Origin of the sequence: Mycolicibacterium llatzerense (assembly GCF_000878195.1) — a bacterium.
Taxonomy (GTDB): Bacteria; Actinomycetota; Actinomycetes; order Mycobacteriales; family Mycobacteriaceae; genus Mycobacterium; species Mycobacterium llatzerense.
In genome coordinates this window covers 1-14146 of the sequence record NZ_JXST01000058.1, presented here as the reverse complement: position 1 = coordinate 14146, position 14146 = coordinate 1, and the positions used below count along the sequence as shown (strand labels likewise).

Here is a 14146-nt window from a genome sequence, read left to right as displayed (position 1 = left end):
TCAGCCCGGCAGTCGGTTGTTGATCTTCAGGCCCGCGAACAACGCCAACACCAGCACGAAGAATCCGACTCGCGTCCAGCTGCCGCTGGCGTCGCCGCGGATGGTCTGGTAGCCGATCTGCTCCTGCAGATTGGCGTAGACGCGGGTCAGCTGGTCGAGGGTCTCGGCGCGGAACGACTCGCCGCCGGTCACCTTCGCGATCTTCTGCAGCGACAGGTCGTCGGTCGGGACCGGCACTTCCTGACCCTCGTAGGTGATGACGCCCGACGGCGTGCCGAACGAGATCGTCGAGATCACGACGTCCTGGTCCTTGGCCGCCCGCGCCGCTGTCAGTGCGCCGCGGGGGTCGTTCGGGTCCGCCGGCACGGTTTCCTTACCGTCCGACATCAACACGATGTGGGCAGGCGGCGGACCGTCACCGCCACCCATCACCGCATCGAGGGTGGCGATGGCCTGCAACGCCGTGAAGATGCCTTCGCCGGTCGCGGTGCGCGGTGACGGCTCCAGAGTCTCGATGGTTCGCGCCACGACGTCGTGATCACTGGTCGGGGCCACCAACATCGTTGCGCTGGAGGAAAACTGGACCAGGCCGACGCTGATCCCGTTGGTCAGGCCCTTCACGAACGTCTTGCCTGCGCTTTTCGCCGCCTCGATGCGACTGGGTTTGACGTCGGTGGCGATCATCGACTCGGAGACGTCGATGACGAGCATGACGACGGCGCGGTTACGCGGAATCCGGATGTCGTGGGTCGGTCCGGCCATGGCGGTGGTGAGCAGCACCAGCGAGGTCACCAGCAACACCGCCGGCACATGCCGCCACCGCGACTGCGTCTTCGGACGGGCCGCGACGACCTGCTCCAGCAGCTCGGTGTTGGCGAACCGCAGCACCCGCTTGCGCCGCGCCTTGCGCAGCAGCAGGTAGATCGCGACGGCCCCGATGACGGCGATCAGATAGAGGAAGAACCACGCACTGGAGAACCCGGACAGCGTCAGTGGCCCGACAAAGGGGATCTCCAACAGGCACTCTCCGTTGCGTTCGACGTCGATCGCTCAGACCGATATGGGGCAATCGTACCGACGCCGCCTTGCGGGGTTCTGGATGCGACATCCTGGCCGGCTGTGGTCGACGCGACGGCCCTCAGTCCGGCAGCCCGAGCGCGGCCATCGCGCCGTCGACCGTCGCCCGTCTCAGCTGGTCGGCCGGGACGTCCGGGAACTGCAGGCAACAGTCCTGCAGACCGCCGAATGCGATGACGGCCCGGGTGGACTGCTCGAGGGTGGGCCGACGCCCGAAGACCAGCTTGCCGAGCCGCTCGCGCCACGCCAGCATGCTGTCGATCAGCCCCAGATCGGCGAGCGTGGTCAGGTCGGTGACGATCAGCAACAGGTCGGCGCGGTGCCGGTAGTGGAAGTCGAAGTAGCCCTGTAGCAGCTCACGGGGCGTGGCCCGGGCGGACCCGCGCAGGCGTTCCTGGGCGGCCACGAACTCCTCACCCTCGTCGACCAGCGGCTGCAGGATGCTGCGCACCAGGTCCTCGCGCGAACTGAAGTGGTAGTACAGCGCGGGTTTACTGATTCCGAGCCGATCGGCGATGTCCTGCAGGCTGGTCCGCTGCACGCCCTTCTGTCCGAATAGCTCGCGCGCCACGTCCTGGATGCGCAGCCGGGTATCGGACGGAGTTCTGGCCACGGAGCCACCCTAACTTACTTAACGGCAGGTAAGCTGACCGCACATCCACTTACCGACCGTTAAGTAAACTCGGAGGAATCCATGAAGGTGCTCATCTCCGGCGCCAGCATCGCCGGCCCGGTTCTGACCTACTGGCTGTCCCGCAACGGCTTCGACGTGACGGTGGTCGAACGCGCGCCCGCGCTGCGCAAGACCGGCGGCCATGCCGTCGACCTGTTCCGGCCCGCGATGGAGATCTCCGAGCGCATGGGCGTGTTGGACCGCATCGAGTCGCGCGCCACCGGGACCACCATGCTTGCCCTCAACCGTCCGCCCAGCACTCGGTGGACAAACGTCGACTACGTCAAGCTCCTCGCGGCCATGTCCGACCGGCATGTCGAGATCATGCGGGACGACCTCAGCGAGGCCTACTACGACGCCGTCCGCGACGATGCAGAGTTCCGCTTCGGAGACCAGATCACGTCCATCACCGACACCGGAGAGGTGACATTCGAGCACGGCGCCCCGGAGCGGTACGACCTCGTGATCGGCGCCGACGGCCTGCACTCGGGAGTGCGCCGACTGACCTTCGGCGACCAGGTGCGGGAACGGTTCCTCGGCGGGTACCTGGCGGTGGTCTCCGTGCCGAAAGTGCTTGCGCCCAAAGGCGAGATGAGCGGATACCTGGCGCCCCGGCGGATCGCCATGATCTATACCGCCGACCACCTCGACGACGCTCGCGCGGTCTTCATGTTCCGGACGCAGCAGCCCTTGGACTACCACTACCGCGACGTCGCCGGCCAACAGCGGCAGCTGCGGGCGGCCTTCGCCGGGCTGGCGCCCGAAGTCGACTACTGGCTGCAGGAAACGGACCGTACTCCGGCCTTCTATTTCGACGCGATCACCCAACTGGAGATGAGCACCTGGTCGCGTGGGCGCGTCACGCTCGTGGGTGACGCCGGGTACTGCCCGGGGCCCGCTGTCGGTGGCAGCACCAGCCTGGCGGTGTACGGGGCGTACGTCCTGGCGCACGCCCTGATCACGGCACGCGGCGACCACACTGCCGCGTTCGCCGCCTACGAACGGACCATGGCCGCTCCGGTGGCAGGCAGCCGCACCATGGCGCGGGTCAACGCGAAGGCCATTGTGCCCGGATCAGATTGGGGCACAAGGGCACTCCTCGGCGCCGCACGCACCGTCTCGCTCTTGCCGAGCGGCCTGACGCAGCGGCTGGCCCGGCTCAACGCGAAGGGCGTCAGGCTGTACGACACCATGCCGCTGCCGAACTGACGTCATCGCGTGTGGCGGAAGCCGCTGCGGTGTCACACATTTTCGCTACGTTGGATCCCATGGCGCTTTCCAAAGATGAACGCGAACAATTTCTGGCCGAACCACACATCGGGGCACTGTCGGTCAACGCCGGTGCGGACCGCGGCCCCCTGACGGTGCCGATCTGGTACCAGTACACGCCCGGCGGCAAGTTGTGGCTGCTCACCGGACTCGGCTCCCGTAAGCACAAGCTGATCGAGGCAGCGGGGCACCTGTCGCTGATGGCCGAGCGTCTGGATCCGACGGTCCGCTACGTCGCGGTCGACGGCCCGGTGCTCAGCATCGAGCCGGGCACCGACGAGCAGTTGGTCGAGATGGCCGTGCGGTACCTCGGTGAAGAAAAAGCCCCGGCGTACCTGGAGGTCGCCCGGGACGCCCACGGTCCCAGCGTGATCGTCACCGTCGACCCGAAGCACTGGCTGTCGGCCGACCTCGGGGCGCTGTGATGCCATGTCGTCCCGGCAGCGCTTGTTCCGGGCCTTCTACCGGCTCGGATTCACTCCATGGGACGGTCATCCGCTAGCCACCAGCCTGCGTGAGCTGGTCGAGGGTGACGGTGCCCTACCTCCGGGCACAGCGCTCGACATCGGTTGCGGCACCGGCGACAACGCGCTGTATCTGGCCGGGCTCGGCTGGGACGTCACCGGAGTGGACTACGTCGCAAACGCAGTGCAGAAGGCGCGGGCCAAGGCCGCCAAGCGGGCCGACTCCGCGCCGGGGACGGTCCGGTTCGACCAGGCCGACGCCACCCGGCTCACCGGCCAGGGCATCGGCGCGGATTTCACGCTGATCGTGGACAACGGGTGCCTGCACGGGATGAGCGCCGACGACCGCGATGCCTACGTGGGCGAGGTGACCGCGGTCGCGGCCCCGGACGCGCGGCTGCTGATCGTGGCGTTTGTCCCGGACGCCTCGTTCGGGGTGCCGGGGATCGATCCGGCGGAGGTGCAGCGACGGTTCGCGCTCGGGTGGACGCTGCTTGACAGCGGCGACGAGCCGGGGCTGGACCACAATGGCAAGAACCCGGCGCGGTACTACCTGTTCGCCCGGCGGCGCACCTGAGTCTGCGCGGTCAGCCGCCGGAATCAGGGCGTCGGCGCCCGGGCGTAGCGTGGCCGCATGGGCGAACTTTCCGACGATGTGATCGCTTTTCTCTCCGAAGGCACGCGCACCGCAGTGCTCGGCTGGGTTGCGGCCGACGGCCGGCCCTTGTCCGCACCCGTGTGGTTCGTCGTGGATGAGGACACGCTGGTGTTCAACACTGGCAAGGACACCGCCAAGGGGCGGGCGTTGGCGCGCGACCCACGCGTGGTGTTGTGTGTCGATGACACGTCCCCGCCCTATGCGTTCGTCCAAGTTCAGGGCGTCGCGTCGATCAGCGAGGACCCAGACGAGCTTCTCGATATCGCCACCCGTACCGGCGGCCGCTACATGGGCGCCGACCGCGCCGAGGAATTCGGCCGGCGCAACGCTGTACCCGGCGAACTCGTCGTCCGGGTAAAACCGACGCAAGTCATTGCCGCGTTCGACGTGGCGGATTGAGGACGCCGTGACCGACCTTTCTGCTTTCTCCGAGCTGTCCGCACGTGATCACGGGCTCTGTGTGCTGAACACCCTGCGCGATGACGGCAGCATCCAGTCCTCGGTCGTCAATGCCGGCGTGATGCCGCATCCAAACACCGGGGAGCCGGTCGTCGCGCTCGTCGCGATCGGGTCCACCCGCAAGCTGCGCAATCTGCGCGCCGACCCTCGGACCTCGGTGGTCGCCCACGCGGGCTGGCAGTGGCTGACGGTGGAAGGCACCGCCGAGGTCATCGGCCCGGACGACACCGACGCCGAGACCCTGAGAGTGTTGTTGCGCAACGTCTTCACCGCCGCCGGCGGGACGCACGACGACTGGGACACCTACGACCGCGTCATGCGCGAAGAGGGTCGCGCCGCAGTGCTGATCTCACCGATACGCGCATACTCGAATCCTGCGCGGTGAGATCGGCTCTCCACCAACGGTATCCAACTCGCCATGCACCAATCGAACTATGCGACTTCGCCGAGGAAATTGACAATGGTCTTGCCGTAGAGGTTCGGGAGGGGAGAGTGAAGCGGAACATGTGCCTGGTTCGAGCGAGCACGACGTCGCGGGCCGCCGGCAGACCAACAGGTAGTTCACGGGCAGCGCGCTCCCCGACGAGCTTGTCGTCTTCCGGGGTGATGAGCAACGTCGGGACATCGACCTTGGCGCGTTGATCACGCACATCGAAGGAGATGACGCTCGCGACCCGGGCGCTGTAGGACACTGCCAGCGTGTTCTCGACGAACAGCTGACGGTAGTCGTTCACGGTGTGCGGAACCTCGGCGTCCCGGTCGAACTTCGAGGCGAGCGTGTGGGCGCGGAACCGCAACGTGCCATTGCGATAGGCCGGTCCTCGAATGTAGTGCGCAGCACGGCCCTCCAGCGCGGGAGCGGGTTCGCGGCGAACCCGCCGGAGAGCACCAACGCCCGTAGTCCGCTCGGCCGCCGCAGCGCGAGGGTGAGACTGATGACAGCGCCGAAAGAGTCTCCGACGAGCACGAAGCCATCGAGATCCTGAACCTGGGTCGCGACGACGTCGGCATACCGCTCGACCTCGTCGAGCCCTTCCCTAGGCGCATCGTGCGCACGGGGTACGACGCCTCGAGCGGGGCGAGTTGCTGCGCGTCCCAGGGAGCGCCGGAGAAACACCGCGCACCCGAGCCCTGGCACCTCGGGCTTGTCTGGGAACGCGAAAACCCTCAAATCCATGGGGATTTGGCGGTTTCGGACGATGCGGCTGCCGACGCTAGCTAGCGTCGGCGCGGCCGCCAATCATCGAAGACAACCTGCGGCATCGGGCTCACGATCAATGCTGACGACACTCCCGCCAAGTGACGAACCACTGGCGTGCACCGAAAGATAGTCAGCCGCAGTACCCCAACTCCATATCGTCAGGTTCTCGGATCTTGATTCAGTGCACCACACCAACCCATCAAGAGCCGCACCAGTTGGCAATCCACCACGGACAACGTTGACGGTGTCCGCATACGACAGCGGCACATCCCACACCTCAAAGCGGTCTGGATTACTCATGTGTCGCTGTTTGGAGCCGGCGGGGAACGTCAGAGTTGGAATGATCGTCGAGTGCAGGGACGACTTGTCGATTTCGTTGCTGCCGGTCGAACCGGTTGGGATCGTGGTTCCTACCATGTGCCACAACGCAATTCCGCCGACAATCAATACAGTCAGCAGCACGGCGACCCCACCCAGCACCCACAACCACGGCGACCGGTTCTTCTCACCGCCAACCTGCACCGTGCTGTCAGCCGGCGCCCACGCTTGACCATCGAAATAGCGCAAGTTCGACCCGCCGTTCGGATCGGGATACCAACCCTGAGGCACGTTGTTCACCGGTTATTGCTCCGATCGCTCACCATGGACAGCGAATCTCGACCGGCCCGCCACTCGTAGTTCATTACCCGCCACCCCAGTATGTATCCCGAACGACTCGCGCAGCCTCCGCGGCATCCTCGGGCGTCGGCATGTTCAACTTGCGCACCAGCGCATCGCGCATCGGAACCGGGTCGTATCCGATATCACGGACCCCTTCAACCACGAACGCATGGAGTTCAGAGCAAGCCTGCTGCCGGGCCAATTCGGCCACTACTCGAATCTCCTCTGCGAGCTCGTTCTCTGATAACGCGGTCACACTCGAACCCAGCTCAATTCCGTGAACCCGACCATTGAGATGAGAGGTAACCCAAACCGAACCCGATGGATTCGATGCCGTGTAGAGAAGGGGCTCAAGTTCGTCCTCCCCTTCATCATCGCCGTCGCCGGAATGAGCAACCTCGTACTGAAGCTCATCTTCATCTTCATCGTCATCCCATGACCACTGATCATCCATCTCGAATTCCTTCTTACAACCAGCTCTGGCCGCCAAATTCAGCGCGGTGGCATCTGCTTGTCGATGTTGGCTTTCCCGTCAGCGTCAGCCTGTTCGTAACGCCCAGCAGCGTGCTGCAACTTTCCCCCCAGTTCTTTACACACGCCTTCTAAGTTCTTACCGGCCGTTGCGCGTTCAGCTTCCGCCTCTTTCACGGCCTTTTTGGTGACTGCACAGATGAAGCCGTGGGTCTGCCCCACGTTGGCACTCACTCCTGCCGTCAGCACGGTAGATTCGGCGGCGCTTTTCTCCGCGATACCCTGTACACCTGCCAGCGCGCGAATTGCGGCGGGAGTAATTACCCGCTGCTCAGCGCTGTTCGATTGCGGATCGAAGTCGTTTGCGGAGTCCGACTGGGTGGCACTGGCCGCCGCGGTCTGGTACAAGTCGTGCGCGCCGCGCACGACTGCAGCATGCGAATTCGCATTATTGTGCATATCCCACATGATGTGCGCGGTGTCGTTCAGTACGAACGTGACCGCCATTGTTTCGAGCACGTACTGAATTTCTTTACCGACGACCGGAATAATACCAAAGGTTTGCGTGAAATTTCCGTAGTCTGCCAGCCAATTATGCTGAGAATCCAACTTACGCCGAACCTCATTGATCTCGCCCGCCTCTTGACTTAGAGCTGTGGCGACCTGATTGTCTGCATCGGACAAAATGGCAGTGCTCTTCTCCTGCGCCACCACTCGTCGCTCATACGCCCGCGGCGCCGGACCACCGTCCCAACTTGAATTCGGATGAGCTTTCTTCAACGTGTTCTGCAACGTTTGAAATCCGTGCGCCCCTTTCGCGAAACCCTCACCGACGTCCGGATCTCCTTCACCCGCGCAATGTCGCATTTGCTGAACGATCTTTTGCCCGCCCTTCAGAATGGGTGTGGGCGCGATAGCTAGCACTCCTGCGTATTTACCGACAGTTTTCGCTATCCCTACAATCTTCGGCAAACCTGCCTTCTCGGCAATCTTCTCAACCGCCTTGGCAGCGTTCTTAACTTTTCCTGCCGTATCCGAGACAAATTTGAAGGCGTCGTGCACGAAGCTTTCAAAACTCATTACCCACCCCGTTCCCCTCGCTCTACATCGTAGCCAATCTGGACTTTCAATCTGGACACCTACGTCTTGACCGCATCCGAGGATCCGCGACCACTCCGCCGATCAAACGCGAAAACCCCCAAATCCCTGAGGATTTGGGGGTTTTCGCGACTGTTTGCGCTAGCGGCTAGCTCTCCAGCGACGCCGGCGGCAGGAAGCGGTCGCCGTACTTGGCGGCCAGTTCCTTGGCCCGGGCCACGAAGGCCTCCTTGCCGACACCGAGCTCGCCCTGGTAGCCGACGATGAACTGCGCCGAACCACCGGTGTACGGCGGGAAGCCGATACCCATGATCGAGCCGATGTTCGCGTCAGCGGTCGAGGTCAGCACGCCCTCGTCGATGCACTTCTGGGTCTCCAGTGCCTCGGCGAACAGCATGCGGTCGATCATGTCCTGCAGCGGCAGTTCGACCGAACCCGAGTTGAAGGCGTCCTTCAGACCCGGCCACAGCTGGGTCCGCTTGCCGTCGGTGTACTCGTAGAAGCCCGCACCCTTCAAGCGCGACGGGCGACCGAGCTCGATCATCTTCTCGACGACAGCCTCGGCCGGGTGCCCGACGTAGGTGCCACCCTCGGCCTCGACGCCTTCCTTGGAAGCCACGGCGATCTTGTGCATGAGCTCCAGGTTGAGCTCATCCGAAAGCTGCAGCGGCGCCGCCGGGTAACCGGCCTGCGAACCGGCCTGCTCGATGGACGCGGGCGCGACGCCCTCGCCCAGCATGGCCAGCGCCTCGTTGACGAAGGTGCCGATCACGCGCGAGGTGAAGAAGCCGCGGCTGTCGTTGACGACGATCGGGGTCTTCTTGATGGCCAGGGTGTAGTCGAACACCCGGGCCAGCGCCTCGTCAGAGGTCTTCTCGCCCTTGATGATCTCCACCAGCGGCATCTTGTCGACCGGCGAGAAGAAGTGGATACCGATGAAGTCCTCCTGGCGCTTCACGCCGGTCGCGAGACCGGTGATCGGCAGGGTGGAGGTGTTCGAGCCGAGCAGCGCGTTGGGCTCGACGATGTCCTCGATCTCCTGGAACACCTTGTGCTTGAGTTCCTGGTTCTCGAACACGGCCTCGATGACGAAGTCGACGCCCTTGAGATCCTGCGGGTCAGCGGTCGGGGTGATCCGGGCCAGCAGCGCGTCGGACTTCTCCTGAGAGGTCTTGCCACGCTCGAGGGCCTTGGCCTCGATCTTCTCGGAGTAGTTCTTGCCCTTGTCGGCGGCTTCCTGCGTGACGTCCTTGAGGACGACCTCGTAGCCGGCCTTGGCCGACACGTAGGCGATACCGGCGCCCATCATGCCCGCGCCGAGGACACCGATCTTCTTGATGTCCTGCTTGGCGATGCCCTGCGGACGCGAGGCGCCGCCGTTGATGGCCTGCAGGTCCAGGAAGAACGCCTGGATCATGTTCTTCGCGGTCTGGCCGGTGACCAGGGTGGTGAAGTAGCGGCTCTCGATGCGCGACGCGGTGTCGAAGTCGACCTGCGCACCCTCGACGGCGGCATCCAGGATGGCGCGCGGCGCGGGCATCGGAGCACCCTTGAGCTGCTTCTTCAGCAGAGCCGGGAACGACGGCAGGATGCCGGCCAGGCCCGGGCTCGACGGGGTGCCGCCGGGCATCTTGTAGCCCTTGACGTCCCACGGCTGCACGCCGCCCTCGGGGTTGGCCTTGATCCATGCCTTGGCGGCGGGGATCAGTTCCTCGACGGTGTCGACGAGCTCGTTGACCAGGCCGGTGGCCTGCGCCTTGGCTGGGGTGAACCGGGTGCCCTGGCTCAGGATCTCCATGAAGGCCTTCTGGATGCCGAACATGCGGACGGTGCGGGCGACGCCGCCACCGCCGGGCAGCAGGCCCAGAGTGACCTCGGGCAGGCCGATCTGGCTGCCGCGGACGTCTGCCGCGATGCGGTAGTGGCACGCGAGGGCGATCTCCAGGCCACCGCCGAGGGCGGCGCCGTTGATGGCGGCCACGACGGGCTTGCCCAGGGTCTCCAGGGCGCGCAGGTCGGCCTTGATGTCCTCGACCATGGAGAACGCCTCGCCGGCGTCGTCCGGACCGATCTGCATCATGCCCTTGAGGTCACCACCGGCGAAGAAGGTCTTCTTCGCGCTGGTGATGACGACGCCGGTGATGGAGTCCTTCTCAGCAAGCAGGCTCTGCACCGCGTAGTGCATCGACTCCTTGTAGTGCTCGTTCATCACGTTGGCCGACCCGGTCGGGTCGTCCATCGTCAGGGTGACGATGCCGTCGGCATCCTTGTCCCACTGAATTGTCTTCTCAGCCATTGTTTTTCAATCTCCCTAGACGCGCTCGATGATGGTGGCAACGCCCATGCCGCCGCCGATACACAGCGTGACCAGGGCACGCTTGGCACCGCGGCGCTCGAGCTCGTCGACCATGGTTCCGGTGATCATGGCGCCGGTGGCGCCCAGCGGGTGGCCCATCGCGATGGCGCCACCGTTGACGTTCAGCTTCTCGTCCGGGATGTTCAGGTCCTTCTGGAACTTGAGCACCACCGAGGCGAAAGCCTCGTTGATTTCGAACAGGTCGATGTCGTCGACCGTCAGGCCGGCGCGGTCCAGGACCTTCTTGGTGGCCGGGGTGGGGCCGGTCAGCATGATGACCGGGTCGGCACCGCTGGTGGCGGTGGCCACGATGCGGGCGCGCGGGGTCAGGCCCTGCGACTTGCCGGCGGCCTCCGAACCGATCAGCACCAGCGCGGCACCGTCGACGATGCCCGAGCTGTTGCCACCGTGGTGGACGTGGTTGATCTTCTCGACGTAGTGGTACTTCTGCAGCGCCACGTCGTCGAAGCCGCCCATGGCGCCCAGACCCGCGAATGCGGAGTTCAGCTTGCCGAGGCTCTCGACGGTGGTGCCGGGACGCATGTGCTCGTCGTGGTCCAGGATGGTCAGGCCGTTCTGGTCCTTGACCGGGATGACGGACTTGGCGAAGTAGCCGCCGGACCAGGCCGCGGCGGCCTTCTCCTGCGAGCGCACCGCGTAGGCGTCGACGTCTTCGCGCGAGAAGCCCTCGATGGTGGCGATCAGGTCGGCGCCGATGCCCTGCGGGACGAAGCCGATGCGGTAGTTGGTCTCGGGGTCACCGGCCCACGCGCCGCCATCCGAACCCATCGGGACGCGGCTCATGGACTCGACGCCACCGGCGTACACCAGGTCGTCCCAGCCGGAACGGACCTTCTGGGCGGCCAGGTTCACGGCCTCCAGGCCGGAGGCGCAGAAGCGGTTGAGCTGGAAACCACCGGTGGTCTCGGGCAGCTTGGCCACGAGAGCGGCGGTGCGGGCGATGTCGCCACCCTGGTCGCCGACGGGCGAGACGACGCCCATGATGACGTCGCTGATCAGGTTCTCGTCGAGGTCGGGATTGCGGCGACGCATTTCGTCGATCAGGCCGACGATGAGGTTGACCGGCTTGACCTCGTTCAGTGCACCGTTGCGCTGCTTGCCACGGGGCGTGCGAATGGCCTCATAGATGAAGGCTTCTTCGGACATGTGTTTGCTCCAGGTCCTATTGAGATGGGGTTGTGGGTGCGCCCACCAGCAGGTCGACGGTCCCCTGCCCGGAAGCGTAACAGGCCCTCCCAACCAGGTGGTTGGGAGAGTGACCAGACGAACGCAAAAGGCCACTTACTGCACGTTCTGGACGACCTGACGTGCAATAAGTGGCCACTGCGCCGCGAGTTAAGCGACAGCCTCGGTGAGGGTCGGATAGTCGATGTAGCCGACGGGACCAGGCGCATAGAACGTCGCCACGTCAGGCTCGTTGAGCTCGGCCCCCAGGATCAGCCGGTCGACCAGGTCAGGGTTGGCCAGGAAGGACCGCCCGACCGCGACGGCACTGACGGCACCCAGGTCGACGAAGCTGTTCAGCTGGCAGAAATCGGTGCCCGACCCCCGGCCCGTATTGAGTACGAAGGTCCCCGACCACAGTGCGCGGATCGCACCGAACAGACCCTCGGTGGGGTCGATGAGCACGTGTAGGTAGGCGATACCGAGCGGGTCGATCCGGTTCAGCAGGGCCTCGTACGCGCTGAACGCGTCGTCCTCGTGCATGTCTCCGGCAGGGTTCCCGGGAGAGATCCGCAACCCGACCCGCCCGGCTCCGATCTCGGCCACGACGGCTTCGACGACCTCGGCAGTCAGCCGGGCCCGGTTCTCCGGCGATCCGCCATACGCATCGGTGCGCTGGTTGACCACATCGGACGCGAACTCGTGCAACAGGTAACCGTTGGCGCCGTGAATCTCCACACCGTCCATCCCGGCGTCGATCGCGCGACGCGCGGCGGCACGGAAGTCGGCGACGATCCCGGGGATCTCCTCGATGTCGAGCGCCCGTGGGATCTCCAGAGGCTTCTTGCCCGTGGGTGTGTGGGTGACCATGTCGGCGGCGACGGCCGACGGCGCGACCGGCGTGGCACCGCTGATCTCCGAATGCGCCATGCGGCCGACGTGCCACAGCTGCACGAACATCTTCCCGTCGGCGCCGTGCACGGCCTGCGCGATCTCGGCCCACTTGGCCTGGTGCCCGTCGGTGTACATGCCGGGGGTGTTCATGTAGGCGCCGTTGGCGCTCCGCGAGATGGCGGTGGCCTCGGAGATGATGAGCCCGGCGGCGGCGCGCTGCGAGTAGTACTCGGCGGCCAGGTCCGACGGTGTGCCGTCGGCGTCAGCCCGCGACCGGGTCAGCGGCGCCATGAACAGACGGTTGGTGGCCAGCGTGTCACCGACCTCAACTGGCTTGAGCAATGCGGCGTCGGTGGCAAGACGGAAGGGATCGGCAGTCACGGAGTAGGCAACCGCCGCACGGCGCCCGTTCATTCCCAGCTGTTAGTAGCGTCGAGTGTTGCGCTAGGCGACCGACTTCACGAACTCCGTGAGCTCGCGGACCGCACGACGAGCGTCGGGGTTCGAGAAGGCGAAGGCCTGGAAGACGTGGACGGCGCGGTCGAAGACCTGCAGCCGCACCGGCACTCCCGCCGCCGCGAGCCGCTCGGCCATCAGCTCAGAGTCGGGCCGCAGCGCCTCTTCGGATCCCACCTGCAGCAGGAACGGACCCAGGCCGCGCAGGTCGGCGTCGACCGGCGACGGGATCGGGCCGCGGGCACCATTGCGCAGCAGGAAGACCTCGCTGATCATCCGCAGGAAGTCGATGGGGAACATGGCGTCGGGAATGCGTTTGGCTGCTTCATATTTCGGCGTCATGTCACTGTCGGTGGCGGCCGAGAGCAGCACGCAGCCCGCGGGCGGCGTCAGGCCCAGGTCGCGCACCGTGACGGCGGTCATCGCCGCGATGAAGCCACCGGCAGAGTCGCCGGCCAACACGATGTTCTCCGGTTTCACGCCCTGCGCCAGCACGTAGCGGTAGGCGTCGACGCCGTCGTCGACCGCTTCCTCGACGAGGTTGCGCGGGCAGAGCCGGTACCCGACGCTGAGAGCACGCGCGCCGCTGTCGCGGGCGATGTGGCTGACCAGCGGCCGGTGGCTGTTGATGCCGAGCGCGATGAACGCCGACCCGTGGAAGTAGATGATGACGCGCCCGTCGACCGGAGGGGTGCTCTCGTTCCAGACCCATTCCGCCGGGCAGTTCGGCAGTTCGACCTTTTCGGTCCGCGAACCGGCCACGCCCGGCATCCAATGCATGACGCGCTCGGCGCCGTCGTAGGCGCGGTTCAGCAGGACCTGCGGAAACCGTTTGTTGATGGCCAGCATCACCTTGGTCAGCAGGAACATGAGCGGCTTCATGGCCTTGAGCAAGTAGGTCTCTGCGACCGAATGCCAGTTGGCCTTGCCCATCCATTCCGGGCCGGTGTACGTCGCGGTTTCCGGCGCAGAGCCCTCAAAGGGATCGTCGATCCGTTCGGCGCTGGTCATGGGGCCTCCTCAGGCAACGCTGCTTGATTCTTGAGGAGACTAACCCACCGGTTGGGCGGCCGCTGTTCGCTGGAAGCCCGGCCCGCGCTAGACGGTATGGAGGCGACTTGAGGCCGAAGGCCTCGGGCTGCAATCGGACGTGGGTTGCCGGTGGCGGGTGAACACTCGCTCCGGTAGAGCCACAGTTGCAGATCAGGAGGCCTCCGGTGAGTTT

The 14146-nt window shown here is 65.3% G+C and carries 14 protein-coding genes; 5 read left to right on the top strand and 9 right to left on the bottom strand.

Annotation, left to right across the window (positions count from 1 at the left end):
• Together TL10_RS27020 and TL10_RS27015 are read right to left on the bottom strand one after the other, a co-directional pair.
• On the bottom strand, positions 1 to 1017 hold the full coding sequence (locus TL10_RS27020) for a VWA domain-containing protein (protein WP_043390508.1): 1017 nt from the start codon (positions 1015 to 1017) through the stop codon (positions 1 to 3).
• A gap of 121 nt (positions 1018 to 1138) precedes the next feature.
• Positions 1139 to 1690, bottom strand: a complete 552-nt coding sequence (locus tag TL10_RS27015; protein WP_043390507.1) for a TetR/AcrR family transcriptional regulator — start codon at positions 1688 to 1690, stop codon at positions 1139 to 1141.
• Positions 1691 to 1771: 81 nt separating this feature from the next.
• Here TL10_RS27015 and TL10_RS27010 point away from each other — a divergent pair, with 81 nt between their 5' ends.
• Genes TL10_RS27010 through TL10_RS26990 form a run of 5 tightly spaced genes read left to right on the top strand, consistent with a single transcriptional unit; the run spans position 1772 to position 4985 of the window.
• Positions 1772 to 2959: an FAD-dependent monooxygenase gene (locus TL10_RS27010; protein ID WP_043988078.1), complete on the top strand. Its 1188-nt coding sequence runs from the start codon at positions 1772 to 1774 to the stop codon at positions 2957 to 2959.
• Between the two features lie 59 nt (positions 2960 to 3018).
• Positions 3019 to 3444: a pyridoxamine 5'-phosphate oxidase family protein gene (locus TL10_RS27005; protein WP_043988094.1), complete on the top strand. Its 426-nt coding sequence runs from the start codon at positions 3019 to 3021 to the stop codon at positions 3442 to 3444.
• 4 nt (positions 3445 to 3448) lie between these two features.
• Complete coding sequence (locus TL10_RS27000; protein ID WP_043390503.1) at positions 3449 to 4060, top strand: class I SAM-dependent methyltransferase; 612 nt, start codon at positions 3449 to 3451, stop codon at positions 4058 to 4060.
• A gap of 57 nt (positions 4061 to 4117) precedes the next feature.
• The gene (locus TL10_RS26995) at positions 4118 to 4540 is read left to right on the top strand and encodes a PPOX class F420-dependent oxidoreductase (RefSeq protein ID WP_043988077.1); all 423 of its coding nucleotides are present in this window, start codon (positions 4118 to 4120) and stop codon (positions 4538 to 4540) included.
• Positions 4541 to 4547: 7 nt separating this feature from the next.
• Positions 4548 to 4985 (top strand): TIGR03618 family F420-dependent PPOX class oxidoreductase, encoded by a 438-nt coding sequence (locus TL10_RS26990; RefSeq protein WP_043390499.1) that lies wholly within the window; start codon positions 4548 to 4550, stop codon positions 4983 to 4985.
• Between the two features lie 855 nt (positions 4986 to 5840).
• On the opposite strand, the gene TL10_RS29865 is transcribed toward TL10_RS26990, so the two are convergent.
• The 7 genes from TL10_RS29865 to TL10_RS26950 form a co-directional block, all read right to left on the bottom strand.
• Positions 5841 to 6419, bottom strand: a complete 579-nt coding sequence (locus TL10_RS29865) for a DUF2510 domain-containing protein (protein ID WP_052506563.1) — start codon at positions 6417 to 6419, stop codon at positions 5841 to 5843.
• A gap of 64 nt (positions 6420 to 6483) precedes the next feature.
• Positions 6484 to 6915 (bottom strand): hypothetical protein, encoded by a 432-nt coding sequence (locus tag TL10_RS31070; protein WP_043988091.1) that lies wholly within the window; start codon positions 6913 to 6915, stop codon positions 6484 to 6486.
• Between the two features lie 38 nt (positions 6916 to 6953).
• On the bottom strand, positions 6954 to 8012 hold the full coding sequence (locus TL10_RS29850; protein ID WP_082068104.1) for an EspA/EspE family type VII secretion system effector: 1059 nt from the start codon (positions 8010 to 8012) through the stop codon (positions 6954 to 6956).
• Positions 8013 to 8178: 166 nt separating this feature from the next.
• Positions 8179 to 10326, bottom strand: a complete 2148-nt coding sequence (locus TL10_RS26965) for a 3-hydroxyacyl-CoA dehydrogenase NAD-binding domain-containing protein (RefSeq protein ID WP_043988076.1) — start codon at positions 10324 to 10326, stop codon at positions 8179 to 8181.
• Between the two features lie 15 nt (positions 10327 to 10341).
• Entirely contained in the window at positions 10342 to 11553 is a 1212-nt protein-coding gene (locus TL10_RS26960) for an acetyl-CoA C-acetyltransferase (RefSeq protein ID WP_043390495.1), read from the bottom strand.
• Between the two features lie 189 nt (positions 11554 to 11742).
• The gene (locus TL10_RS26955; RefSeq protein ID WP_234711549.1) at positions 11743 to 12879 is read right to left on the bottom strand and encodes an alkene reductase; all 1137 of its coding nucleotides are present in this window, start codon (positions 12877 to 12879) and stop codon (positions 11743 to 11745) included.
• 30 nt (positions 12880 to 12909) lie between these two features.
• The gene (locus TL10_RS26950) at positions 12910 to 13932 is read right to left on the bottom strand and encodes an alpha/beta hydrolase (RefSeq protein WP_043988075.1); all 1023 of its coding nucleotides are present in this window, start codon (positions 13930 to 13932) and stop codon (positions 12910 to 12912) included.
• Positions 13933 to 14146: the final 214 nt, after the last annotated feature.